A 24,879-nucleotide genomic window follows, 5' to 3' on the forward strand; every position below is an offset into this window, starting at 1 on the left:
GCGAACCAAGATTCGTGCGAAACGTGCGTTAAATATGGGGCCTTATCCCCCCGCTAATCCTTGACAACTACCATCGCTGCCCCTATGTTGCCGTGCTGGTATCCTCGATACTAAGTATCGCTTTAGTCAACCAGCATCTGCGCTTACGTCAAATCTATGAAGCGCAAGTTTGCGAAAGCTCCTCAGGCATCCACATGGATACGACAATCGTCACGGACCTACAAGTCGTCGCCCGTGAAGTTGGTATTCCTCTCGAAAAAGTTCAGCGGACTGTCGAACTGCTCGACGATGGGAACACCGTTCCATTTATCACTCGCTACCGTAAAGACGAAACGGGCGGGTTAGACGAGGAGCAGATCCGCGCCATTCAAAGCAGCAACACCAAGCTGCGTCAATTGAATGAACGCAAACGGACAATTCTCAAGTCGATCCAGTCGCAAGAGAAGCTGACCGAAGAACTCGCTGAGCAGATCAAGAAAGCCCAGACCCAGAAGCTTCTGGAAGACCTCTATCTCCCCTTCAAGCCCAAGAAGCAAACCCTGGCCACCCAGGCACGTGAACGTGGTTTGGAGCCGTTGGCCCTGGAAGTGCTCAACGATGCCGAAGAGGCCAAAGACTTAAAGGCCCGAGCCGAAGCATTTGTCGATGCCGAGAAATCCTTGGCGGATACCGATGCCGTTATCCAAGGCGTCGGATGCATCATCGCTGAGGTCTTCTCAGAAAACGCATTGTTACGCGGGCGGCTGCGTAAATTGTTCTGGAAGACAGGACAGTTGACCAGTTCGCGAATCGAGAACGCCGATCAGCCTGACAAGTCGGATTCCGACGAAGATCATAGCGACACAGAGGAAGAGGCATCGTCGTCTTCCACCGAGGAAGCGGCGAAGACCACAGCCGAAGCTACCGAGGCCGAAGCAAGCGAATCCACCGACGCGAAGCCCGCCGCGAAACCCGAAGGCGATAAAGACAGTGGCAAGAAGCCCACGATCCAAGAGATTCGCCGCGAGAAACGCAAGCGACAGAAAGAGAAGGAACGTGCCAAGAAGGACAAGGCGTTCCGCGACTATTACGATTATCACGAACCGGTCTCGAAGATCCCACCACACCGAGTCCTAGCCATCAATCGGGGTGATCGTACCCGCTTCCTGAAGGTTCGGATCGAGGTCGACTTCGATAAGATCATCAAGACGGCCGAAGAAGTCGTCATTCCCGAAGGGCACTCCCACGCCGAATACTTGAAGCAGTGTTTGCGTGACAGTCTGAATCGTCTGATCATCCCAGGCATCGAACGCGAAATCCGTCGCGAGCTGACCGAAAAAGCAGAAACGCATGCGATCGAGGTGTTTGCCTGCAACCTCCGCAAACTGCTTCTCCAGCCGCCTGTTCGCGGCAAACGCGTGCTCGCCGTCGACCCAGGCTTCCGTAGTGGATGCAAACTGGTCGCCATCGATCCGTTTGGCAATGTGATGGGCACCGGCGTGATTCACTTGATCGGTCCCCAGGATCGCGTCGAGAAGAGCCGCAGCCGAATCGTCGAAATGATTAAGCAGTTCGACGCCCAGATCGTCGCGATTGGGAATGGCACGGCTTGCCGGGAAACTGAACAGATCGTCGCTAGCGCCATCGCCGACGAACTGAAAGATCGCGACATCTGCTACCTGATCGTCAACGAAGCTGGGGCGAGTGTTTACTCGACCAGTGAACTGGGACGCGAAGAGTTCCCCAAGTTCGATGCGACCATTCGCGGCACGATCAGCATTGGTCGCCGTCTGTTGGATCCGCTTTCGGAACTGGTAAAGATCAACCCATCGAACATCGGTGTCGGACTCTATCAGCACGACGTCAAAGCCAAGCATCTGCGCGACTCGCTGGACGATGTGGTGGAATCGTGCGTGAACTATGTGGGCGTAGATGTGAACACAGCCAGCCCTGCCCTGTTGAGCTACGTGTCGGGTCTGAATCAATTGACCGCACGTCGCATCTACGAACATCGCCAGGCAAAGGGCCCCTTCCGGTCCCGCGAAGAAATTCGCGAGGTTGCCGGGATCGGAGAAGCGACTTTCGTGCAAGCGGCCGGTTTTTTGAAGGTCGTTCCCGCCGAGAATCCTCTCGATGCAACCTGGATTCACCCGGAAAGCTACGAGGTCGCCACGAAGCTTCTGGATAAGCTCGGCTGCTCGTTGACCGAAGTTCTTTCCACCGTGCCATCGCCTCCACCGATTGTGGAGAAGCCGAAGTCGTTCCAGTTGGAAGAAGAGGCTGCCGGTGCCGAGGCCGCTACGGAAACGCAGCCCGCCGAAGCCGAGGTCGCAGAAGCCGTCGCGTCGGCAACGACCACTGAGGAAGTTGGCAGTGAGCCGAGTGTCGAGACCGCGGCTCCGGAAGCTCCGGCCGCTACCGAAGAAGCGGCTGCTCCAGTGGTTGAGTCCAGCAGCGAGGTAGCGGAAGTTGCGGCTCCGACAAGCGAAGAACCGGATGTGCCTGCCCCGCAGCCAGCACCGGCCGAGATCGCGGCTTCGGACGAGAATCATAAGCAGCTTCTGGCCAAGATTGCTTCGGCCGATATTGATAAGCTGGCCGAAGAGCTGAACATTGGTGTCCACCTGGCCCGCGACATTACGGGCGCCCTTTCACGCCCAGGTCGTGACCCGCGTGCCGACTTCCCACCGCCGCTGTTCCGTCGTGGCGTGCTCAAGTTGGAAGACTTGGAGCCCGGCATGGAGATGATGGGCACCGTGTTGAATGTGGTCGACTTCGGTGCGTTCGTCGACATCGGCCTGCATGACAGCGGCATGGTTCATATCAGCCGTTTGGCCGATCGCTATGTGGCTGACCCGCATGAGGTGGTCAGCGTCGGAGACGTGATTCGCGTCTGGGTGATCGAAATCGATCGCGAACGCCGCCGCGTCTCGTTGACCGCAATCGATCCTTCTATCGTGACCGAGAAGAAGGAAAAGCCGCAGGGACGTTCCAATCGACCACCCCGCTCCGAGCGTCCGCAGCGAGCCAAGGGCAAAGGTGGCCACAAGCCTCAAGGTGGCGGTCACGGCAAGGGCAAGCCAGGTGGCAAGCCGCGTCACACCGAACGCCGGGCCAAGCCGAAGCCTTCCAAGCCGATCACCGATGCGATGAAGGAAGGGAAGGAACCACTTCGTTCGTTCGGAGATCTGCAGCAGTTTTTCGATATGCAGCGGGACGATAAGAAGAAGCCGAAGAAGTAAGCTTCTTGCCAGGTGCCCCTGCCCTGAAAACGGAAAGCATCTCACGGAAGCCCTCCAGTTCATAACGGTGGTTTTTCCTATCGCGATCAAGCGTAATAATGGATTGACCGCATTGCCATGTTCTGCCTAGGGGAAAGACTGTCGTATGTCCGACTTTGAAGATCGATTGAAACGCGCCATCGAGCGCGGTGAGAAACGGAGCGAATCGAAGCGACGCGCTGCTGAAGAGGCGGCGATGTCCGATGAGGAATGCCGTGAACTGCACAGTCGATTGCGTCTCAAGATCTCGGACTATATCGAAAAGTGTCTTCAAAAGCTCCCCAATCACTTTCCCGGCTTTCAGTACGAAACGCTCTTCGGCGATCAAGGCTGGGGCGGGGCCTGCGTTCGTGACGATCTCGATCTGACCGGCGGCAGACGCCGGAATCTTTACAGCCGGATCGAGTTGGCGGTCAAACCTTATTCGTCGGTGCGTGTGTTGGAACTCACTGGCAAAGCCATGATCCGCAACAAAGAGTTGTTTCACCGAACGCACTTCGAGAAGCTGAGCGAGGTCGAAGAAGCCGACTTCCGCGACCTGATCGATTTGTGGGTCGTCGAATATGCCGAGCAGTACTCCGCATCCTAAGCGTTGCGTTCATCGACCGCGTTTTGCGGTCTTGTCACTGTTGGGCTAATCTTAAGCAAGCCGTTTGATTGGTTTGTTACGGAGGATGTCGATGCATTGGCTGATAATCTATGTAGTCGTTCTAGGGGCGGAAGTCAGTGACCGGGAGACCTCGAAGCCGGACCCCGTGAGTGCCTACCACCAGAAGAACATCCGCGGCTGGGATGTCTTCGTGCACAAGACTTTGCTGCGCGAAGAAAAGGAAACCGGGGACGCCGCACTTGAGCTAATCGACTACCAACTCTACGAGATCCAAAGGCGTCTGCCCGAGCATGCCGTCGCCGCGATGCAGAAGATTCCGATTTGGTTGGAGAGTGACAATACGATTACCAATCCATGCGCGGCTTACCACGTGTCTGCCGATTGGCTCGGCGAGAATGGTTTTCTGCGAGAGAAGGCCAAGTCGGTCGAAATATCAAGCGCCAAAACCTTCTTGGAGTGGACCAAAAAGCAGCCGTTCATGCTACTGCACGAACTCTCGCACGGGTATCATGACCGCGTACTCGGCTACGACGAGCCGCGTAATATCGCCGCCTTCCAGCAAGCTCGAAAGTCAGGCGGATATGACAAGGTGCGTCATATCGATGGCTCAGAGAAGAAGCACTACGCCATGGAAGATGAAAAGGAGTACTTCGCCGAATTGACCGAAGCTTATTTCGGGACCAACGATTTCTACCCGTTCGTCAAGGCAGAGCTGAAAGAGCATGACCCCGAAGGCTTTCGTGTGATCGAGATGCTCTGGAACGAAAGGCCGAAAGCGACGGCGAGTGACGGTGGGCAGTCGGAAGCTGATACCGATTCAAGCGAATAGTGTATCAGGCTCAATCCGACGTTTCTGATTTGCGACGGTTAACATACCAACGAACGATCCGCTGGCCTGCTTGAATCAAAGGTGACCGGAACACGACGAGGATGCATCCCAGTACACCTCCGGTCAGCAGTAGTCCCAGTTGCCGGTGAAATAAAACCAGCATCAGTGTCCACACGACCAGCGCGATTGACCACCACCAGGGAAAGTCTTTGACGTATAGAGCAGCCAGAAGCGTCGAGGCACCGAGCATCGTCCCGACCATCAAGGGGAAGAGCAAAGAGCCAAGCACGGAAGCTTGATCGATAGCCACTCCCAGGATGGGAATGACCAGCATGAGCACCAACAGTGTTAGCCAGCCCCACGCGGCCCAGGAGACCTTCTTGTCGGCCATTCGCTCTCCCGCGCAGAAAGTGAGAGGATCAGACCTTCCCAGGTGACTAAAGCAAGGAACGTCTTTGCTTTGGTGGTACGGGCTTATTTGCTTAGCCGAACTTCATCGTACGTGCTTCGCGGACGGCGCGTGCCGCATTGTCGGCGAAGTTGTCGATTTGGTTTAAGCCCCGCAAGAGCATTGCGTGTCCATCGATCACCACTTCATCGATGTCCGCGTCATCCAGCGTTCGTGCCAACTGCGAAAGACGTCCCGCTTGCTCACGCAGGCGTTCCACGACGTTACTCATGCGATCACTATCGTAAGGTTCTTTGCGTGGAATGCGTTTGTTTGCGTCCGCAGCCGACGGTTTCGCCTTCTTTTTGGCCATGGTTCTTCTTTATGAATGCGTTAAGGGGTGGACAAGCGGAGGTTATCAGAGGCTCAGCAAGTTGTGAAGTATTTAGTACCAATTAATTAATGCAAAGTCAACTTTCGGTAGATAAATCGCTTGATATCGCGGAATTTCAACTGCGACATTTTTGTTGAATAAGCGAAGTCCGTGCGAGGGCATTTAAAACATACAGGTGCTTTGATGGGAATAACCGCTTTCTTTGGAATCTCAGGTCGCGCTTCTGGTAAGGGAAATCGCGAGAATCTCTCATTCGAAGCCCCCCACCGATGACCGTAAGCTAGATTTGGTCGCACCCCAAGACCGTGTGGGGTAGCTTGCCGAATCGACAGGGACAAAAGCGAAATGGCTACCGCAAACCTGAGCAAAACTTCGATCCGCGTGCCGATGGCCGGGATTGTTGCTTCGTCCGCACCCAACGTGCTGGAGACGTTGCTAGGTAGTTGCGTCGGTATCACGCTGTGGTGTCAGGAGACACGCCACGGGGCCCTAGCTCATGCGATGCTCAGCGAAAGCCAAGGTTGCATGAAACAGCCGGGCCGCTTTGTCGATACGGCCATTCCCGCGATGCTGGACCAGCTGGCCAAGAACGGTGCTCGACGCCGGGCCATCGTGGCGAAGGTCTGTGGCGGCTCGAATATGTTCAAAGCGTCTAGCTCTGCTCATGAAGTGGGCCGCAAGAACATCGACAAGGCCTGCGAGCTTCTCCGACTTCAAAAGATCCCCATCCTGGCTCAGCACGTCGGTGGATCGAACGGGCGAGTCATCTATTTTGATCTAGAAACGGGCGAAATTCGGGTCAAAGTTGGCCTCGAGTTTGTCGCCAAGGTCTAAGCATTTGATGCCAATCTCGGCATTCATCTCCTGCATTTAGCAACATGAAACCTGCGGATACCAGGTTTTGATCTGTCAAAAATCAGTGTTTGGTCATTGACAAAAGCAAGTCTTCGCTGCTAGATTTTTGAGTAATCCAAAAAAAGGATGCTGTAAACAGAAAAGTGAACTTTGGTACTTGCTAATCGTGGGTAGAAGGCCTCTTTGAAATGAATCGATCCCAACGAGGATTTACTCTGGTCGAGTTGTTGGTGGTGATCGCCATCATTGGCGTCTTAATCGCGCTGCTTTTACCGGCGGTCCAGCAAGCCCGAGAAGCGGCTCGGCGGATGCAGTGCACCAACAACCTCAAACAGATCGGCCTGGCCATCCACAACTACGCTTCCACCCACCGGGTCTTTCCCTCAGGCTACGTCAGCTACGCCACGCGGGACGGCAGTGGGCCTGCGTCGGCTGCGATCGATTCCGATACGTGGGATGCGGCACCTGGCTGGGGCTGGGCCGCGTTGATCCTTCCGTTCATGGAGCAGCGCACCATCACCGATTCGCTGAACATGGGGCAGCCTATTTGGGATTCAGCGAATCGGCCTTTCATCAATACGAGGCTCGAAGCCTATCTTTGTCCGTCATCCAGCGGAGACCACGACCCGTTCACAGTCCGAGACAGCTCGGGTGGTGCTTTGACTCGCTATGGCAGCGACATCGTCGTGGGGCGGTCTCACTATATCGCCAGTCACGGGCAGGAGTCGTGCTGGGGAGACTGCGGGGCGTCGGCCAGTGGCCCGGTGTTCACCAACATCTATACCGGTGCCACGACCACCGTTCAGATCCATGGTGATGCTTCGAAGGTTGCTGATGGACCTTTCTATCGCAACTCGAAGGTCAGCTTCCGCGACGTGACCGACGGAACGACCAACACGCTGTTCATCAGCGAGCATTCCTCGAAGCTCAGCGACAAGACTTGGGTCGGCGTCGTTCCGGGCGCGTTTACCCATCCGAGATACTCCACGCCTGAAAATGGCCCCGACGCCGCGGCTACGCTGGTCATGATGCATGTGGGACCCTCGGGCGGCGAACTGGATATCACCGGCGATCCAATCATTCACCCGATGAACTTTCCGACTCTGCACGTCGGGCAGATGTATTCGGAACACCCAGGCGGCGGGAATGTCCTCTTCGGCGATGGCTCGGTCAGCTTGCAACCAGAGACGATTGATCTGATTCTGGCTGCCGAATTGGCGAGCATGAACGAAGGCGAAGTCATTAAGTCTCGGGGGTTCTAATCATGGAAATGTCCAAACCAGCCGTAACAGGTGTCGCGTTTGTTGTTGTCCTGGTCGTCGCAGCAGTCGCCTATTGGCTCACGCGTCCGACATTTGGTGAGATCAGCCGCAAAGGATACGACTATGCGATGGCGCTGGGATCGGCCTGCAATGGAAAGAATGAAGCAAAGGTCGCGAAGATCACACAGATGATCGATCAGTCGACCGAAGACGGTGAACTGGAAACCCAGGAAGCAGCCTGGTTGAAGGGAATCGCCCAGCAGGCCAGCGACGGTCACTGGGAACTGGCCTACGCCTCGGTCAGGACGCTAATGCAGGAGCAAACGCAAAAGGCGGTTCCCCTGCCCCGGCTTGATTAATGCTCTGGCTTGAGGGCTCGTGTCGACACAAAAGAGCTGAGGTAGCGGGAAATCAAATCACTCTCGTCCCAACGATCTTCATAAAGTTCGATGAGATGAAACCCGGCCTGCATCTGACCCCCAAGTTGGTCTTCCAGCGTGTGTCCAAACATCAGCGGTTGTGTCTTCAGTATCTTGTCGAGTTCGTCAGGATTCAGGTGGGTTACGTCTGCATAGGGAATGTTGTGGCGGACGACCAGTTCGCCTCGATCTTCCTCGGCAGCGACGTCGAAGATGAATCGCACCGGATTGCAGATCCCTGCTAGAAGCGTTCCGCCTGGTCTTAGGACGCGGTAGGCTTCCTTCCATACCGGCAGGATATTCTCGGCAAAGCAGTTCGAGCAGGGGTGAAAGATCAGATCAAACGAATCATCGGCGAACACCGCAAGATCGGCCATGTCTCCCTGTTCGGTCGTGAGCGAAAGCCCGTCGCGTTCGGCGACGAAACGGTCCTGGGCAAGCTGATTGGGCGAGTTGTCGTACACCGTCACATCCGCCCCGGCAGCAGAAAGGGTCGGCCCTTGCTGTCCACCGCCCGAAGCCAGGCACAAGATCTTCACGCCGGAGAGATCCTCCGGAAACCAGTGCCGCGGAACGCGCTTGGTCGGCGTAAGCCCCAGCGACCACTCCCCTGCCCTGGCCTGAGCGATCTTTTCGCTGGAAACAGGGACCGTCCACCGGTCGTGCTCCACGACGAGTCGATTCCACGCATCACGATTGTGCTTGAGAACGTCCATGGGTATGTGCCTTGTAGTAGTCGTCAATGAATGCGGTCGACGGCATTGAGAAATGTGAGAATATCGCGAAATCGACGAGCAGGATTGGGGTCGAGGCACCGCATAATAAGCTCATCGAATTCGGGAACGATATTCAAATCTGGGCGAACGGAGGAGGGATGCACCGATGGCGAGTTATTCTCAAGCTGCCTCAGTATTTGGTCAGGGGAGCCGCTGCGAGGAGGTTTGCCAGTAAGCAGTGCGTACAGCAGTCCACCCAGCCCATAGATGTCGATCGTGTTATCAATCGATGCATTACGAAGTTGTTCCGGCGCAAGATACGCGATGGTCCCGCCACGAATCCTGTGAATGGCACGTCGATCCGATCGCAACGCGGCGAATCCAAAGTCAGAGACCTGAACCGTTCCACTTCTCGAAAGGAGAATGTTCCCCGGCTTCAGGTCTCCGTGAATGATGTTTGCCTCGTGAGCGGCTTGGATGCCAAACGCAACTTGGAGGATGACGCGAATCGCTTCGCTACTGCTTAGGGGCTGCCGATCGATGATCTGCTGCAGGTCCTCACCTTCGACCCAATCGAGCGCCAGAAAGTAGCCTCCGCCTGGGTATTGCCCGAGCCCGTGGATGCCGACAACACACGGGTGATGGATCTTGCCCAACAAGATCGATTCCTGGATGAAGTGCTCGACCGCAGACGGATCTTTCTGATGGCGTTTGTGGAGTGCTTTGATAGCCACCGTGCGGTTGCGGCGTTTCTCAATTGCCCGATAAACCTTCCCGAACCCGCCGCTACCGACGTGCTGTTTCAGTACATAGTCTTCCCAGGATAGCGTTGCTCGAGGATCTGCTTGGGGAAATGTTGGCGGAGAGAGCTCTCGCTCCAGCGTTTCACGAAGCGTCTGTAGCCACCTTCGGACTGTGCGTGGAGATTTGCCCAGCTCGATGGCAATTTCCTCAGGCGTATTCCCTGCCAAAGTGAGCTTGAGCACCGTTTTTGCTTCGTCGGGTAGTTCCTGAAAGATCTCATCGGCTATCTCTAAGACCGCGAGGGCATCCTCATGTGAGGGAGCCGCGTCAGGGCTTGAAAGCAGCGGAAGTTCCTCACGCTCGACGGAACGTTTCGCGGCCAAGTGCCAGGCAACTTTTCGGCGGAGCTTATTGAGAGAGATTGCGGCCAGCAATCTCCAGAGGTCTCCCGATCGCTCTAGCACAAATTGGTCGTCGGCTGCCCTAAGAAAGAAGCTGCCCATTGCCGATTGTGTGATGTCCTCGGCATCGATCCGGCTTCGCAGCTTCTGCGAGATTTGTTGCCGGATCAGTGGCAAGAGACGTGCTGCATATCGCGAAACGATACGATCCGCCGCACCAGGGCTCCTCGCGATCCAACCCGCGAGCAATTCCCTGGAGCTTAGTTCGGATTGGGGCTCTGCCTGGGACACGGGAAAACTTTCTGAAAACCCTTCGCGTCGTGACCAAACACGAAAGGAAAACGCATGTACCTCTTAGACGAGGAATGCTTCCTCGTAAGAATCAGGACACCAAAACACGAGGAAAGTTCTCATGGCCTTTGTGGTTACGTCGTTATGCGACGGTTGCAAGTATGCCGACTGTGTTACCGTTTGCCCCGCGGATTGTTTTCACGAGGGGGAAACGATGCTGTATATCAACCCGGAAACTTGCACTGAATGTGGTGCCTGCGAGCCGGAATGTCCTGTCGCGGCGATCTTCCATGAAGATTCAGTGCCGGATGAGTGCCAGGAGTTCATTCAGATCAACGAAGAGATGGCGGCGAAGTTGCCGTCGATTGTGACTAAGAAGCCACCACTTGCCCAATAGATTTCAGACACACTTTGGTGCTTAAATTGGTTGCCAAACGCAAACCAGGGGTGCGTACCCCTGGTTTATGTTCGGCTGCCCTGCTGGGGCTTTAGAGCTAAGGTAGAAGTGACCTCAGGCATTACGTCGTCTGATGAATCTTGACCTGCTTGAAGCGGTCTTGCAGGGATTCGACTTCCATTTCTTCTTGACGCAACGCTTCCATTGCCTTGGTGGCGGCTTCGGCAGCTTGGATGGTGGTGATACATGGGATGCCATGTTGGACGGCAGCGGCGCGGATGCGGCCTTCGTCGGTTCGGGCACCCTTACCGTTAGGCGTGTTCATCACCAAGGAAACGGCGCCGTCGATCATCAGGTCCAACAGGTTCGGATGACCTTCGGCCAGCTTTTTGATTCGCTGGGCAGGCACGCCTGCTTCTTCCAGTCGGCGGGCTGTGCCGTCGGTGGCCAATAGTTCGTAACCCAGGTCTCGCAGGCGAGCCGAGATATCGGCGATCTGGTCCTTGTGACGACCCGAAACACTGACAAAGATCTTGCCGTCTTCCGGTTGTGGAAGCACCACGCCGGCGGCCAATTGGCACTTGGCAAACGCCAGGCTGAACCGTTCGCTGATCCCCATTACTTCGCCGGTCGATCGCATTTCAGGGCCGAGCACGATGTCGACGCCAGCGAACTTGCGGAATGGGAAGACCGACTCTTTGATCGAAACGTGAGCTGGGATCGGTTCGCCTGTGATACCCAGTTCGGTAAGCGTGCAGCCGGTCATCACCTTGGCGGCGATCTTGGCTACCGGCATGCCCGTCGCCTTGGCGACGAACGGCACCGTACGGCTGGCACGTGGATTCACTTCAAGCACGTAGACGTTGGTAACGCCCTCTTCTTGCTTCACGGCGAACTGGACGTTCATCAAGCCCACAACCTTCAGGTACTTCGCCATCGCGATGGTCGCTTCGCGGATTTCCTGAACGATCGGGCCTGGCAGGCTGTACGGAGGAATCACACAGGCCGAGTCACCACTGTGCACGCCGGCTTCTTCGATGTGTTCCATCACGCCAGAGACGATCACGTTCTCGCCGTCGCTGATGCAGTCGACGTCGACTTCGGTCGCGTCCTCGAGGAACTTGTCGATCAGCACCGGCTGCCCTTGGGCGACCAGGAACGCTTCGGCAACGAAACGCTCGAACTGTTTGTCGTCGTAGCAGATTTCCATCGCACGGCCGCCGAGCACGAAGCTGGGGCGAACCAGTGCCGGGTAGCCAACCTTGGCCGCTTCGGCGCGGGCCTGGCTCATGTTGCGAGCGATCGCATTGGGTGGCTGCTTCAGATTCAAACGGTTGAGCAGTTGCTGGAACTGTTCACGATCTTCGGCGGCATCGATCGTATCCACGCTCGTACCGATGATCGGCACGCCAGCGTTCGCCAGACCGCGAGCCAGGTTCAGTGGCGTTTGACCGCCGAACTGAACGATCACGCCATCCGGCTGAACAACGTCGCAGATGTTCAAGACGTCTTCGGTTGTCAGCGGCTCGAAGAACAGCAGGTCCGACGTGTCGTAGTCGGTACTGACCGTTTCAGGGTTGCTGTTGACCATCACCGATTCGATGCCCAGTTCCTTCAAAGCGAACGAGGCATGGCAGCAGCAATAGTCGAACTCGATACCCTGGCCGATTCGGTTCGGACCACCACCCAGAATCATGATCCGCTTCTTTTCCGGGTCTTTCGCAGGGACTTCGTTCTCGATTTCGTAGGTCGAGTAGTAGTAAGGCGTGTACGCTTCAAATTCGGCGGCACACGTATCGACCGATTTGTAGATCGCGGCAATGCCCCGCTTCTTTCGTTCGCCGCGGACTTCCATCTCGCTGCTCTTGAGCAGGGTCGCCAGTTGGCGGTCCGAGAAGCCCCAGCGTTTGGCCTTCAGGAGGTTCGTGTCCGAGATCTCGCTGATCGAACCAATCGAAGCCAGCTCGTCTTCATACTCGACAAGCTGCATGAGCTGATCGCCGAACCATGGGTCGATGCCCGTGATTTCATACAGCTGGGCAACCGTCATCCCAGACTTGAGTGCGTAGCGGATGAACCAAGGACGTTCGGCATTGGGCTTGGCGAGCTTCGCGCGAATTTCGTCTTCGGTGGGCTGTTCGTCGGTACCCCAGAGGTCCTTGCCATCGCAGCCGAAGCCGAAACGACCGACTTCCAGGCCACGCAACGCCTTCTGGAACGATTCCTTAAATGTTCGGCCGATGGCCATCGTTTCGCCGACACTCTTCATCTGGGTCGTCAGAGTGCTGTCGGCTTCGGGGAACTTCTCGAAGGCGAAGCGAGGAATCTTGGTAACGACGTAGTCGATCGATGGCTCGAAGCAGGCCATCGTCTCGCGAGTAATATCGTTAGGCAGTTCGTGCAGGCGATAACCGACGGCCAGCTTGGCGGCGATCTTGGCGATCGGGAAGCCGGTTGCCTTGGAAGCCAACGCCGAGCTGCGGCTCACGCGCGGGTTCATCTCGATAACGATCATCCGGTCCGACTTCGGATCGCATGCGAACTGAATGTTCGAGCCGCCGGTCTCGACGCCAATCTCACGGATGACGGCCAGCGAGGCGTCACGCATCCGCTGGTATTCTTTGTCGGTCAGCGTCTGGGCTGGGGCGACGGTGATACTGTCGCCGGTATGAACGCCCATCGGATCGAAGTTTTCGATGGAGCAGATGATCACGACGTTGTCGTCGCGATCACGCATCACTTCCATCTCGTACTCTTTCCAGCCGATGATCGATTCTTCGATTAGCACTTCGGTGACCGGCGATTGATCGAGGCCGTTGCGAACCAGCGAATCGAACTCTTCGCGGTTGTAGGCGATGCTGGAGCCAGAACCACCCATCGTGAAGCTAGGGCGAACGACTGCCGGCAGGCCGACTTCCTCCAGCACGGCCCGAGCTTCGGCAACCGTATGGACCGTGGCCCCTTTGCAGACGTCCAGGCCAATCTTGCCCATCGCCTGTTTGAATTGTTCACGCTCTTCGGCCTTGGCAATGACATCGGCTCGGGCACCGATCATTTCCACGCCGTGCTTTTCCAGGATTCCGTGCTTGTCGAGATCCATGGCCAAGTTGAGACCCGTTTGTCCACCGAGGGTGGGCAGCAAGGCACATGGCTTTTCCTTGGCGATGATCTTTTCCAGGATGTCGACGGTCAGCGGTTCGATGTAAGTCGAATCAGCTGTGTCCGGATCGGTCATGATGGTGGCTGGGTTGGAGTTCACCAACACCACCTCGTAACCTTCTTCTCGAAGCGCTTTGCAGGCCTGGGTGCCGGAATAGTCGAACTCGCAGGCCTGGCCGATCACAATAGGACCGGAACCAATGATCAAGATCTTTTTGATATCGTCGCGTCGCGGCACTGGGGGCTCTCGTACTGGGCTGAAGTGAGGGCGGTGACAGGCGCGTAGTGACCCCTGTCTTCATGAACTTGAAGTGCAAAATCCCACCAATTTAACCGCACGATCGACGCGATAACAAGGGGCGCGCTAAAGGCATTCAAAAAAGCGCGACTGATCAAATCGCGTCCGCATCCACTAGGTTATCGCGAGCGGGGGCTATTCTTCCGAAACATAATTACGTGCTGGGGATTTAGACCGAATTTGCAGAACCGGCGAATTTGGGTTGATACAACGTGGCATGTGGTGCATGAAGCGTGGGCATCGGCTTGGCGTAACAGTTTGCGGGAAATAACAGGATGGCCTAGAAGCATCCGAATTTCCCATGATTGCGCGCATCATTCCGGCTGTATCGATCAAAGGATTCGATTTCGTCTCGTACGATGCTTAATAACTGCGCAGCCCCTAATCTGGCGCGTTGACAGTGGTTACCGATCCACTTAGCATTTAAGTGGTTTACGAATCTTAATACACGTCAGTCCTTGCATAATTCTGAGGCAACCTTGTCGCGGAACAGCCCCTCTCAAAGTGGAGTTTTTAACTCCGCAGTCGACACACGGGTCGAAAAGTTCACCGAAAGCATCAGCTTCGACCACCGACTGTACGCCCAGGACATCCGTGGCTCGATCGCCCACGCCGAGATGCTTGCCGATGTGGGCGTGCTGACCAGTGATGAGGCAGCACAAATCACGACGGCGCTGGCACTTATTAAGGGCGAGATCGACAACGGTGATTTTGAGTTCGACGAGAAGCTGGAAGACGTTCATATGAACATCGAAAGCGCACTGGTCGATCGCTTAGGGGATGTGGGACGAAAACTGCACACCGGTCGTAGTCGAAATGATCAGGTTTCGACCGACGCACGGCTGTGGATTCGCGATTCCATCGACGAAACAGATCAACTGTTAAAGCAGTTACAGGTCGCGTTCGTTGGTCGCTGCGATGCGGATATGGACGTGATTCTGCCAGCCTACACGCACATGCAGCGAGCCCAGCCCGTGCTCGCCCCGCACTACTGGCTCGCTTACACCGAGAAATTCCAACGCGATCGCGAGCGTCTGGCCGATTGCCGTCGCCGCGTGAACGTCTGCAGCTTGGGCACCGCCGCGTTGGCCGGCACGACGATTCCGATCGATCGCGAAAATGTAGCTAAGCGGTTGGGATTCGAGTCTGTGGCCGCCAATAGTATCGACGTCTCCAGCGATCGTGACTTCCTGGTGGAGTACGCGTTCTGTCTGACGATGATTGCCGAGCATCTGAGCGTCTGGGCCGACGAGTGGGTGTTGTGGTCGAGCGTCGAATTCAAATTCATTCAGGTTCCGCAGCAGTTCTGCACCGGCAGTTCGATCATGCCGCAGAAGATTAACCCGGACGTGTGCGAACTCATTCGCGGAAAAACGGCTCGCGTTATTGGGAACCTCCAGTCGCTGCTGGTCCTCATTAAGGGACTGCCACTGGCCTACAACCGAGACCTGCAAGAAGACAAAGAGCGGCTGTTCGATTCGGTTGATACGGTTCATCGCTCACTCGACCTGGCGGCTTCGATGGTTGAAGGGGCCAAGTTGAACACCGATTCGATCAACTCGCGGCTGGAAGATGGCTTCCTCGATGCGACCACGCTGATGGAGTACCTGATTGGTAAAGGGACTCCCCAGCGAACGGCCCATCATCAGATTGGTAGCCTGGTCGCTACGGCGATGGAAAAGGGATGTCGCCTGGCCGAATTGCCGCTCGAGGATTTTACGGCCGTTAACGATTCATTGGATAAGTCCGTTTATGACGTCCTGGGAGTGGAGCGAGCGGTCGCTGCATTCCGAAGTTATGGCTCAACCTCGCCTGACATGGTGAAAAAGCAAGTGGTTCGCTGGAAGGAGCAATTAGAATTGAGCTGACCGCTCAGGATTGTTTCCTTGCCAAGGAATGGGCATTTTCATCCGGAATGCCATCCCCACTAACCTTGCGAAAATCAGATGCAACGATTCCTTAAGTTTGCTTTTACGATCGCTCTCCTTGTTGGTTCGGTCATCGTTTCCGATGCACTGGCACAGCAACCGGAACAGCCCGCGCCCGAAGCACCTGTCGACACGGCGGCGATTCAAGCAATTAAAGAGTCGAACCCGACCACAGCTGAGCAGTTGATCAATGCGGCCATTCTTTCGGTCGATCTGGGCCGTGCCGATTTGGCCAAAGCCTATCTGAATAAGTTGATTCAGAACGATCCTCCCGAAGACGAGGTTCTGGCCGCTCAGCAGAAGCTGGGGACCGGTCGTATCTTCCGTCTGCAATCGATCGATGCGCTGCAGCCTGAGGGTGCCAAGGCAGCGACCTTGCTGCTGACCAAGCTCGACACCTACTTCAAAGATCCGCAGCGACTTGGCCAGCTTGTCGATCAATTGATTGACAAGGATGAAGTCACACGCAAAAAGGCGGTTCAACAACTGAAGAACGCTGGTGCCGACGCTGCCAATCCGCTGTTTGCCGCGCTCGCCGACCCCAGCCGAGAAGCCGTCCGTCCCGCTGCCAAGAAGATGCTGGTCCTGCTTGATCGGCCGATCCGTGATCCGCTGCTCGCGGCGCTCGATAGTTCCGATCCATTGCTCGTCGCCGAACTGGTCGACGTTGCCCGGCAGCTCGACCTGACGCAAGCCACGCAGTTCCTTGTGGGGCCGTACGTTCTGACCGATGACGATCAGTTGCGATCGGCGATCGGTGAGTACCTGGATGCGACGGTCAAGTCGCGACCGAGCGAGAGCGACGTCAAAACCTACCTGATCAAGCGGGTAAAGATGTATCTGGGCGATGGTCCGATGTTTACGGTCAACGAAGAGGGCCTGGTCGAACTTTGGACGTGGGATGCCGCCAAGAAGCAAGTCGTGATGACCCCGGTTCCACCGGCGGATGCAGAAGTGATCACCGCTGGTCAGTTACTTCGCGACCTCTACGCGCTGGACCAAACCAATGCCGAGGTCCAGGTTCAAGCCGCTTTGGCTGCCATGCAGCGAATGGGTGTCTTGGGCGAGTCTGATGCCGAACTCAAGAAACTGGTTGACCAGCACGGAGTCGAGCTTCTCCAGGCAGCACTAACCAAAGCCCTGGAAGATCGTAAGTTCTCGCAGGCCGCGGTTGTTGCCTGTGAGCAGATCGGCGCGACCAAGAACGCGGACCTATTGATCGCGGTTGAAGGAAAGCTTAGCCCATTGGCTTTGGCCCTGCAGTCGCCTGTGTATCGCATCCGCCGAGCCGCTGCGAAAGCGATTCTGACCATCGATCCGAAGACGCCGTATGCCGGTTCAGCCGAACTGTTGGATACGCTCGGTTTCATGGCGGCCGCCCAGGGCAAGCGAAATATCTTGCTGGGTGAACTGCATCAACAAAATGCCCAACGCATGGCTGGTCTGCTGGCGGAACTGCAGCTTGAACCGCTGGTCACACCAGGGGGCCGAGAGTTCTTCAAGCAAGCCTACTCCTCGCCGGACGTGGAAGCCATATTTATCAGCAAGCCACTGGCTTTACCGGCCATGATGGAGTCGGTTCAGATCCTGCGGAAAGATCGCCGCACGGCCGATCTGCCAATTGGGATCATCGCCCCGATTGGTGAAGTCGTTCATTATCAGCTGCGAACCAAGGACGATCCGCTGACCGTGGTGATGATTCGTCCCAACGATGTCGAAGGCTTTGTCTTTCAGTTGCAGCAGCTTTACCTGGCCCAGGGGCGATTGCTGGTTCCGGCCGACGAACGCGAAGCCGATGCCGAGTTCGCGATCGCCGAAATCAGCCGCATGCTGGATGCGTCCGATGAATACGACTTCTACGACTTCCTGAAAGTTGAAGAGATTGGCGTCCGCCGCCTGGTGGACCAAAGCGTCACTGCGAATGTTGCCAACCTGCTTGGCAAGCTTGGTACGCCTGCCGCTCAAACGGCATTGGTCGACTATGCCAGCGATCCATTCAATCCAGCTGCCCTGCGTCAGGCATGTGCCGACGCATTGAAGTCCGCGATTGAGCGTCGCGGGATCCTCCTCACCAAAGATCAGATCGTCGCCCAGTACGACCGCTATAACGCCTCGGAGGAATTGGACCCCGAGACGCAGGCCGTGCTTGGCAAAATTCTGGACATCATCGAGGCGCCGACCCAAGACGTTCGTTTCGACCAACCGGCCAAGATCGGCTCGTAGGTTAGCAATGGGACTGTATTCCGAAACGACTTCGAATTACACGCAAGACTACGCACCCTTAGGGTACGAACCACCCATCCCCGGCCTGATCGGATCGAGTAAGGCTATGGGGGACGTCTATCGTCTCACGCGCAAAGTCGCCCAGACGAATGCTTCCGTGCTTCTGCTCGGTGAAACGGGTACCGGTAAGGAAATGATTGCCTCGGCAGTGCACCGCCTGAGCCAGCGAGCTTCGGGGCCTTTCGTGAAGGTGAACTGTGGTGCTCTGAGTGAAAGCCTCTTGGAAAGTGAACTGTTCGGTCACGTTCGTGGGGCCTTTACCGGGGCCATCGGCAACCGCACCGGGCGATTTGAAGCAGCCCACGGTGGCAGCATCTTCCTCGATGAAATCAACTCCACCACGCTGCACCTGCAGGTGAAACTGCTACGCGTGCTGCAAGAACGTGAATTTGAACGCGTTGGTGATACGGCCACGATCCGAGTTGATACCCGCGTGATTGCCGCGAGTAACCGTCACCTCTTGGAAGAAGTTGGTGAAGGCAAGTTCCGTGAAGACTTGTACTGGCGACTCAATGTCGTTCCGATCCGCATTCCGCCCCTGCGTGAACGCCGCGAGGACATCCCCGAACTGGTCGCTCACTTTCTGAACGTCTACAGCGAAGTCAACGATCGACACGTGGTTCACATCCAGCGCGAAGCGATGGAAGCCTTGCAGGACCATAGCTGGCCCGGGAATGTGCGTGAGCTGCAAAACTACGTCGAACGCGCCGTCGTGTTGGCCGAAGGGGACGAACTGGCGATAGACCTTCTGCCGCCAGAGATTCGCAGCGGCGATAATCGCTCGGCCATGAGTCTCGGCCGCGGTGTGGCTGACTTCGACACGCTGGCATTTGAAGTCGTTCAGCAAGGCCTGCAAGATGCCGACGCAGAAGCGGAAGACCTCCACTCGCGCGTTGTGAATCGCGTCGAGAAAGAACTGATCGTTCAGGTCATGTCTTCCTGTGCGAACGTGCAAACCAAGGCTGCTACTCGCCTGGGTATCAATCGCAATACGCTGCATAAGAAGCTGAAAGAATACGAGATCGAGTCGTGATCGCCCAAGGGCAGGCTGAGCTTCCGGCTGAAAGGTCGTGGAAGCAGTTCCTTATTGCTCGTCTCTGGCGTTATTCTTCTTTGCTGATCGTCCTGCTCGCTGCGGCAACCATTCTGACAGGGTTTGCCCGAATCTACTGGGTGTGGGATCTTCTGGCCAACCTAAGGGTTCAACAGGTTCTCGTCGCGGTCGTATTGATCGCCACCTGTGCGATCTATCGGCGATGGATATGGCTCGCCATTCCCCTGGCTTGTTTCCTGGTACATACGCCCTGGTTTTTGCCTGGCCTCCAGAATGTTGGTGGAGTGCCTGACGTTCAGCATGTGATGAATGTAACCGTTTGCAACGTGTTGACGAGTAATCGAAACGTCGATGCCGTACTAGCCGACATCCTCCGCGACCAGCCTGATGTCTTCGTCGTGCTGGAGATCGACTCCCAGTGGGCAGAAGAGATCGAAGCCGCCACGCATACAGACTACGCGTATAAGGTAATTCACCCGGACGATCGCGGGAACTTTGGCATGGGGCTCTATTCGCGTCACCCGATCCAGCACTGGCAGATCTTTCGTTTGAATGAAGGGATTGCTTCAATCGAAGCGGTAGTGGACGTCGAAGGGACATCGTATCGTGTTATCGGAACGCACCCGTTGCCGCCGATCCGAGACCGTGGATTTCGCTCGCGGAACCAGCACCTGCAAATGTTGGCACAGAGAGTCCAACATCCCGAATCGGCATACGAAGGGCTACCCACGATTGTGATGGGAGACTTCAACGTAACGCCCTGGTCTCCCTTCTTTCACGACTTTGAATTGGCCAGCGGGCTGCGAAGAGCCGAGCACGTCGCCAACATGACACCCACTTGGTATGTCATGCCGATCTTCCCACTGGGGCTGTCGCTCGACCACATCTTCATCAGCGACGATCTTACATACTGGGGACGAGAGGTCGGCGGCCCGATGGGTTCGGACCATCGCAGCGTGAGCGTCACCGTCAGCCCGAAAGTGCGAGGAGACGGAGTGTTCATGAACTAGCTCCACTCGTGTCGCGTGTGCGACCAACTTCCATCGGGGTAAAGCTTCAGCTCCATCCAACACGCCGGGCAGCCGAGATACTCTTTTCCGCCCCACCAATTCCCACTCACTGCTCCACCGCAGATATAAGTGGTGTCATCGACGTCGACGCGATCGACCGTATGCATGTGACCGCTCAAGCATAGTTTTACCCGCGGGTACTTACGAAATAGCTTTCGGATGTCGGCCAGCTTATGCGCCGACCAGCCGGAAGGCACGACGTATCCTTTGCCCAGGCCTTTGTCGGTGGATGGTTCGTAGAAGTGCGTCACGGACATCAGCGGAGCATGGGTGACCACGCAGGCCGGCTTGTCGCTCTTGGCGAGTTCCTCTTCAAACCACTTCCACTGGGCATCATCGATTTCGCATCCGTTATGTTGAAACGTATCGAGCAAGAAGAACTGCCATCCGCCGTGTTCGGCCGCGTAGTACCGCGAAGGCATGCCGAACGTTTCAACGGCTCGCTTCTTCTCGAGGTAGCTTTCTGCCTGGTCTTTGACATGGTCTTTCCAACGGATGTCATGATTGCCAATGCAACTGACGCTGGGGACCTTGAGTCGGTCGATGACGTTCTCTTTCCATTGCTGGAACTGGATGTCGACTTGCTCGTCGGCTTGCCCGCCGTCAACCGCCATGACATTGTCGCCGCCAAAGACAAACAGCCCGGGCGATGTTTCGCGCGATTGGATCGTGTCCAGAAGCTGCTCGACCTTCTGCATGACCTCGCCGTTTCCTGCCGGCTGATGGGTATCGGTCAGGAAGGCCACCGTAAAGGGGCTATCGGTTGTCGAGTTGGTTGAGTTAGTCTCTTCGGCCAAGGTGACGCCGCCGGTGAGGGCCAGGCTGCCGCCGAATAAGGTTTGTAAGAATGAACGACGTATGAGAGACATCGGGACCTCCAAGCGAAGAGAGTTGGTTGCAGCCAGCTAAATCGAACGATTCGCACCAGCGTTTGAAACGCGATTCTAGTCCCGTTTTCTGATGGATCGATAAGCAACGGGCCATTTTGCGGACATCGAATGGCGTTCTTACCCAATGCGCACAAATCTCGAAAAACTTCTTACTACATCCCGGTCGTAACCAGCCACAGATGCGGGTGACCGTCTTCCCTGCCGATGCTCAGATTGTCCCATCCCCTAAACCCAAGGCCGACGATAGAATACGTCGCTTCCATTTCGGTCCCCTCCCCTCTCCCGGTCATGTAGTCGTCCTATGGAATGGCTTTCGGAACTTTCGCCCTGGGTTTTGGCGCTGTTGATCTTCCTGGTTCGCATGGTCGATGTGTCCATTGGAACCTTGCGCACCATTTGTGTCGTTCAAGGACGCATGGGGCTATCAGTCGTGCTGGGCTTCTTTGAAGTGCTGATTTGGATTGCGGCCTTGTCGCAGGTCATCATGGGGGTTTCGGAGAGTCCGATCTTGATGGTTGCCTATGCAGGTGGGTTTGCCCTGGGGAACGCCGTGGGGATTGGACTTGAGCGACACTTGGCCTTGGGCTCGGTGGTGGTTCGCATCATTGCCCAGGAGGACGACGCCGAAATCGTGCGAACGCTGAGAACGAGCGGCTTTCGCGCTACGACCTTTGAGGGAGAAGGGGTAGAAGGCCCGGTCGACCTGATTTATGTCCGCTGCGCCCGGCGTGAGGTCGCCAAGCTATTGAAGATGGTGAAGTTTCTGAAGCCGAACGTGTTCTACACGGTCGAGCCGGTCCAGGAGCAAAGCGAACGCTTCGCCGAAGCGCTGCCGCATGCAACCGGTTGGCGTGCTGTCTTCAAGATGAAGTGAATTGTTGGGGGTTACGGCCGTAAACTGCCTTACCGCTGCTTGACCCCTGGGCAGCGGTACTAAAGAATCGGGAGATTGAATTCGCCCCCCAGATGCGCCCTGAGTGGGCTCGCAATGAAATAGGAGTTCGTTTGATGCCTGCCCGAACGTTATGGTTGGTCCTTCTGTTGGCTTGTTTAGCTCCCGTCGCTCTCTTGGCTCAAGCTCCGGAAGGAGCCGCTGAGGCTGAAGCAACCGCTTCGACCGGAGAAAAAGACGATTTCGATACGATGATCGCTCAGTGGAAGGAGATCATCACCGAGCTTCGCCGCGTTCAGCAGGCCTATCGCCTGGCACCAGAGAAAGACTTGCCTAAGCTTCGTAAGGAGTACAACGAAATCCTGGAGCAGGGCATGGTCTTATTGCCTAAGATCGAAGACGCTGCCGTGAAACGCCTGGCAACCTCGCCGGACGATCAAGATGCCAAGCTCTTTTTGGCCAAAGTCCTGGCCGATGCCCTGGAAAAGGATGACTACGAGCGTGGCTATCGTTTAGTCCACTTGCTGCTGGACAACGGGTTCGACGAAAACGAACTGCTGGCTAACCAGGTCGTCGCGGCCTTTGGGACCGACCACTTCGAAGAGGCAGAAACAGCCTTCAAGAAGCTGCGGGAAAAGATGCTGCCGATCGACGATCGTGTCGGGCAGAACGGTGTCATGGCGACCGAACTCAAGGAAAAGTGGGTCCGCGAAGAAGAACTGCGGAAGAAGGAAGCCGAGGCAAATGACCTTCCCCGGGTGAAGATGTCGACCACGCAGGGAGATATGGTCATCGAACTTTACGAAAACGAAGCTCCCGATACGGTTGGCAACTTTGTGAGTCTGGTCGAGAAGAAGTTCTACGACGGTCTCCCATTTCACCGGGTTCTCCCGCACTTCATGGCTCAAGGTGGTGACCCCCAAGGCGATGGTAGCGGCGGACCGGGATACAACATCTTCTGCGAATGCTATGAAGATGATGCCCGCGATCACTTCGCCGGCACGCTCAGCATGGCCCATGCGGGCAAGAACACCGGTGGATCGCAGTTCTTCCTGACCTTCCAGGCCACGCCGCATCTCGATGGCAAGCACACCGTGTTTGGTCGAGTGGTTGAAGGGAAGGATGTCCTTTCCAAGATCACGCGTCGCGAACCAGGTGGGCTATCGGGTCCGGCTGCCGACCGAATCTTGAAGGCCGAAGTGATCCGCAAACGCAATCACGAGTACGTACCCAACAAAGCGCCGTAAAAACACAACGCGCGCAAAGTTGTATATGTGATCCTGCTGCGCAAATTTCTATAATTATGGCCAGGTTTTCCTGACAAACGAGAGTGTCTCCTTGGCCTTTCATCGGCCTGGCGACCCCTAAGTTCAGTCTCGGTAATGTAAGGCACGTCCTAAGACGTGCCTTTTTAATGCGCCCACAATTGCTAGCACTTCTCAAAGCGCCAAACCTTAACGGAAAATAACGCGCAGCTATTCCACGAAGAGGGCGTTTAAAGGGCTGCTTGTTATGTGGCTAATTTCTGACCACATCACAACTTACGTAAATTGCTACTATTCACCCGTAGTAAACTTAGGGAAATTAAACCTCGACATGCTTGACGATGGGGGCTGGGATCAATAACCTTACATTTCGGATTTTAATCTTGGATTTCACCAGTATCTAAATTCCGCATAGTTCCCCCTTCAATTCCTGAAGACGTTTATGCACGTAAAGTCCCTCAAGGTGTTCTGCGACGTTGTCGGTCAACGCAGCTTCTCACGAGCTGCGGATGAGAACGGCATTTCGCAATCTGGCGCGAGCCAGGTGGTGCACCAATTGGAGGAACGTCTCGGGGTGAAGCTTATTGATCGCTCAAAGCGTCCCTTGGTTCCGACCGCCGAAGGCGAGTTGTACTATCAAGGCTGCCGCCAACTCGTTCAGCGATACTATGCCTTGGAAGAGGACGTCCGCACGTTCCACAAGGAACTCGCCGGACAGGTAACCATCGCTTCGATCTACTCGGTAGGTCTGAGCCATATGAATGCCTGTGTGCAGGAGTTCTTAGGCAAACATCCCAAGGCAAATGTTCGTCTCCAATATCATCACCCCGACACGGTGGTGCAGTTGGTCGAGACGGATCAGGTCGACTTCGGTCTGGTTAGCTATCCGAAGGCGTCCAAGAGTATCAAAGTCGACATGTGGCGTGCGGAACCCATGTTCCTGGTCTGCGCACCTGGCTGCGAACTAGCCGATCGTGAAACGGTCTGGCTCGACGAACTCGATAGTCGCCGCATGGTGGGCTTTGACACCCGATTGCAGATTCGTCGCGAAATCGATTTCGTGCTCTCTTCTGCCGGGGCTGACGTTCAAGTTGTCATGGAATTTGACAACATCGAGACTATCAAGCGGGCCATCGAGATTGATGCCGGTTTTGGCCTGTTACCGATCGACACGGTAACACGCGAGTTGGAAACCGGTTCGCTCGTGGCTGTGCCTATCGAAGGAGCCCCCCTGTCTCGACCGCTGGGTATCGTCACCCGGCAAGGCAAAGAGTTAGGGAAGACGGCTCGCCGTTTCATTCAACTGCTGCATGAGAAAGCAGAAAACTCGGATGCCACTGGCTCCGAGGCGGAAGTTAAACAGGCTTCGGCCAGCTTCGCCGATGAGGAAGCTGCCGGTGCCAATAGTGATCTTGAAAACGGAGTTTCGGCACGCACCTAAGACGTTCCCCGCTCGAAGACAAAGTCTCCAAGG

General features: G+C 56.0%; 20 protein-coding genes. 14 read left to right on the plus strand and 6 right to left on the minus strand.

Annotated elements, in window-relative coordinates:
• The first annotated feature begins 194 nt into the window (after nucleotides 1–194).
• From PSR63_RS12790 to PSR63_RS12800, 3 genes are all read left to right on the plus strand, one after another.
• The gene (locus PSR63_RS12790; protein WP_274333842.1) at nucleotides 195–3,221 is read left to right on the plus strand and encodes a Tex-like N-terminal domain-containing protein; all 3,027 of its coding nucleotides are present in this window, start codon (nucleotides 195–197) and stop codon (nucleotides 3,219–3,221) included.
• Nucleotides 3,222–3,366: 145 nt separating this feature from the next.
• Complete coding sequence (locus PSR63_RS12795) at nucleotides 3,367–3,849, plus strand: hypothetical protein (protein WP_274333843.1); 483 nt, start codon at nucleotides 3,367–3,369, stop codon at nucleotides 3,847–3,849.
• 91 nt (nucleotides 3,850–3,940) lie between these two features.
• Nucleotides 3,941–4,699 carry a hypothetical protein gene (locus PSR63_RS12800; protein ID WP_274333844.1) on the plus strand — a complete coding sequence of 253 codons (759 nt, stop codon included), beginning with the start codon at nucleotides 3,941–3,943 and terminating at the stop codon, nucleotides 4,697–4,699.
• Between the two features lie 10 nt (nucleotides 4,700–4,709).
• On the opposite strand, the gene PSR63_RS12805 is transcribed toward PSR63_RS12800, so the two are convergent.
• Together PSR63_RS12805 and PSR63_RS12810 are read right to left on the minus strand one after the other, a co-directional pair.
• A complete protein-coding gene (locus PSR63_RS12805) occupies nucleotides 4,710–5,090 on the minus strand; it encodes a hypothetical protein (RefSeq protein ID WP_274333845.1) in 381 nt (126 codons plus the stop codon).
• Between the two features lie 91 nt (nucleotides 5,091–5,181).
• The gene (locus tag PSR63_RS12810; RefSeq protein WP_274333846.1) at nucleotides 5,182–5,460 is read right to left on the minus strand and encodes a hypothetical protein; all 279 of its coding nucleotides are present in this window, start codon (nucleotides 5,458–5,460) and stop codon (nucleotides 5,182–5,184) included.
• Nucleotides 5,461–5,826: 366 nt separating this feature from the next.
• Between PSR63_RS12810 and PSR63_RS12815 the strand changes: the two genes are divergently transcribed.
• From PSR63_RS12815 to PSR63_RS12825, 3 genes are all read left to right on the plus strand, one after another.
• Nucleotides 5,827–6,315, plus strand: a complete 489-nt coding sequence (locus tag PSR63_RS12815; RefSeq protein ID WP_274333847.1) for a chemotaxis protein CheD — start codon at nucleotides 5,827–5,829, stop codon at nucleotides 6,313–6,315.
• A 209-nt stretch (nucleotides 6,316–6,524) separates the two neighbouring features.
• Complete coding sequence (locus PSR63_RS12820) at nucleotides 6,525–7,598, plus strand: DUF1559 domain-containing protein (RefSeq protein ID WP_274333848.1); 1,074 nt, start codon at nucleotides 6,525–6,527, stop codon at nucleotides 7,596–7,598.
• 2 nt (nucleotides 7,599–7,600) lie between these two features.
• Complete coding sequence (locus PSR63_RS12825) at nucleotides 7,601–7,957, plus strand: hypothetical protein (protein WP_274333849.1); 357 nt, start codon at nucleotides 7,601–7,603, stop codon at nucleotides 7,955–7,957.
• Here PSR63_RS12825 and PSR63_RS12830 read toward each other — a convergent pair.
• A complete protein-coding gene (locus tag PSR63_RS12830; protein ID WP_274333850.1) occupies nucleotides 7,954–8,733 on the minus strand; it encodes a class I SAM-dependent methyltransferase in 780 nt (259 codons plus the stop codon). The genes PSR63_RS12825 and PSR63_RS12830 overlap by 4 nt on opposite strands.
• 23 nt (nucleotides 8,734–8,756) lie before the next feature.
• Complete coding sequence (locus PSR63_RS12835) at nucleotides 8,757–10,169, minus strand: sigma-70 family RNA polymerase sigma factor (RefSeq protein WP_274333851.1); 1,413 nt, start codon at nucleotides 10,167–10,169, stop codon at nucleotides 8,757–8,759.
• 121 nt (nucleotides 10,170–10,290) lie between these two features.
• On the opposite strand from PSR63_RS12835, the gene PSR63_RS12840 reads away from it, so the two are divergent.
• Nucleotides 10,291–10,566, plus strand: a complete 276-nt coding sequence (locus tag PSR63_RS12840) for a ferredoxin family protein (protein WP_274333852.1) — start codon at nucleotides 10,291–10,293, stop codon at nucleotides 10,564–10,566.
• 121 nt (nucleotides 10,567–10,687) lie between these two features.
• On the opposite strand, the gene carB is transcribed toward PSR63_RS12840, so the two are convergent.
• Nucleotides 10,688–13,963, minus strand: coding sequence for a carbamoyl-phosphate synthase large subunit (carB, locus tag PSR63_RS12845; RefSeq protein ID WP_274333853.1), 3,276 nt, complete (start codon nucleotides 13,961–13,963; stop codon nucleotides 10,688–10,690).
• A 539-nt stretch (nucleotides 13,964–14,502) separates the two neighbouring features.
• On the opposite strand from carB, the gene argH reads away from it, so the two are divergent.
• The 4 genes from argH to PSR63_RS12865 all read left to right on the plus strand — a co-directional run bounded on the left by argH (nucleotide 14,503) and on the right by PSR63_RS12865 (nucleotide 20,298).
• Nucleotides 14,503–15,891 carry an argininosuccinate lyase gene (argH, locus tag PSR63_RS12850; RefSeq protein ID WP_274333854.1) on the plus strand — a complete coding sequence of 463 codons (1,389 nt, stop codon included), beginning with the start codon at nucleotides 14,503–14,505 and terminating at the stop codon, nucleotides 15,889–15,891.
• A 78-nt stretch (nucleotides 15,892–15,969) separates the two neighbouring features.
• Nucleotides 15,970–18,174 carry a hypothetical protein gene (locus PSR63_RS12855; protein ID WP_274333855.1) on the plus strand — a complete coding sequence of 735 codons (2,205 nt, stop codon included), beginning with the start codon at nucleotides 15,970–15,972 and terminating at the stop codon, nucleotides 18,172–18,174.
• Between the two features lie 106 nt (nucleotides 18,175–18,280).
• Nucleotides 18,281–19,267, plus strand: coding sequence for a sigma-54 interaction domain-containing protein (locus PSR63_RS12860; protein WP_443111118.1), 987 nt, complete (start codon nucleotides 18,281–18,283; stop codon nucleotides 19,265–19,267).
• The gene (locus tag PSR63_RS12865) at nucleotides 19,264–20,298 is read left to right on the plus strand and encodes an endonuclease/exonuclease/phosphatase family protein (RefSeq protein ID WP_274333857.1); all 1,035 of its coding nucleotides are present in this window, start codon (nucleotides 19,264–19,266) and stop codon (nucleotides 20,296–20,298) included. Before PSR63_RS12860 ends, PSR63_RS12865 begins: the two co-directional genes overlap by 4 nt.
• Here the strand turns inward: PSR63_RS12865 and PSR63_RS12870 are convergent.
• A complete protein-coding gene (locus PSR63_RS12870; RefSeq protein WP_274333858.1) occupies nucleotides 20,295–21,227 on the minus strand; it encodes a metallophosphoesterase family protein in 933 nt (310 codons plus the stop codon). The genes PSR63_RS12865 and PSR63_RS12870 overlap by 4 nt on opposite strands.
• Nucleotides 21,228–21,549: 322 nt before the next feature.
• Here PSR63_RS12870 and PSR63_RS12875 point away from each other — a divergent pair, with 322 nt between their 5' ends.
• The 3 genes from PSR63_RS12875 (at nucleotide 21,550) to PSR63_RS12885 (ending at nucleotide 24,846) form a co-directional block, all read left to right on the plus strand.
• Nucleotides 21,550–22,122 (plus strand): DUF2179 domain-containing protein, encoded by a 573-nt coding sequence (locus PSR63_RS12875; protein WP_274333859.1) that lies wholly within the window; start codon nucleotides 21,550–21,552, stop codon nucleotides 22,120–22,122.
• 134 nt (nucleotides 22,123–22,256) lie between these two features.
• Nucleotides 22,257–23,387: a peptidylprolyl isomerase gene (locus PSR63_RS12880; protein WP_274333860.1), complete on the plus strand. Its 1,131-nt coding sequence runs from the start codon at nucleotides 22,257–22,259 to the stop codon at nucleotides 23,385–23,387.
• Between the two features lie 460 nt (nucleotides 23,388–23,847).
• The gene (locus PSR63_RS12885; RefSeq protein WP_274333861.1) at nucleotides 23,848–24,846 is read left to right on the plus strand and encodes a LysR family transcriptional regulator; all 999 of its coding nucleotides are present in this window, start codon (nucleotides 23,848–23,850) and stop codon (nucleotides 24,844–24,846) included.
• The last annotated feature ends 33 nt before the right edge of the window (nucleotides 24,847–24,879 follow it).

It is taken from the genome of Bremerella sp. P1 (assembly GCF_028748185.1).
GTDB lineage: Bacteria > Planctomycetota > Planctomycetia > Pirellulales > Pirellulaceae > Bremerella.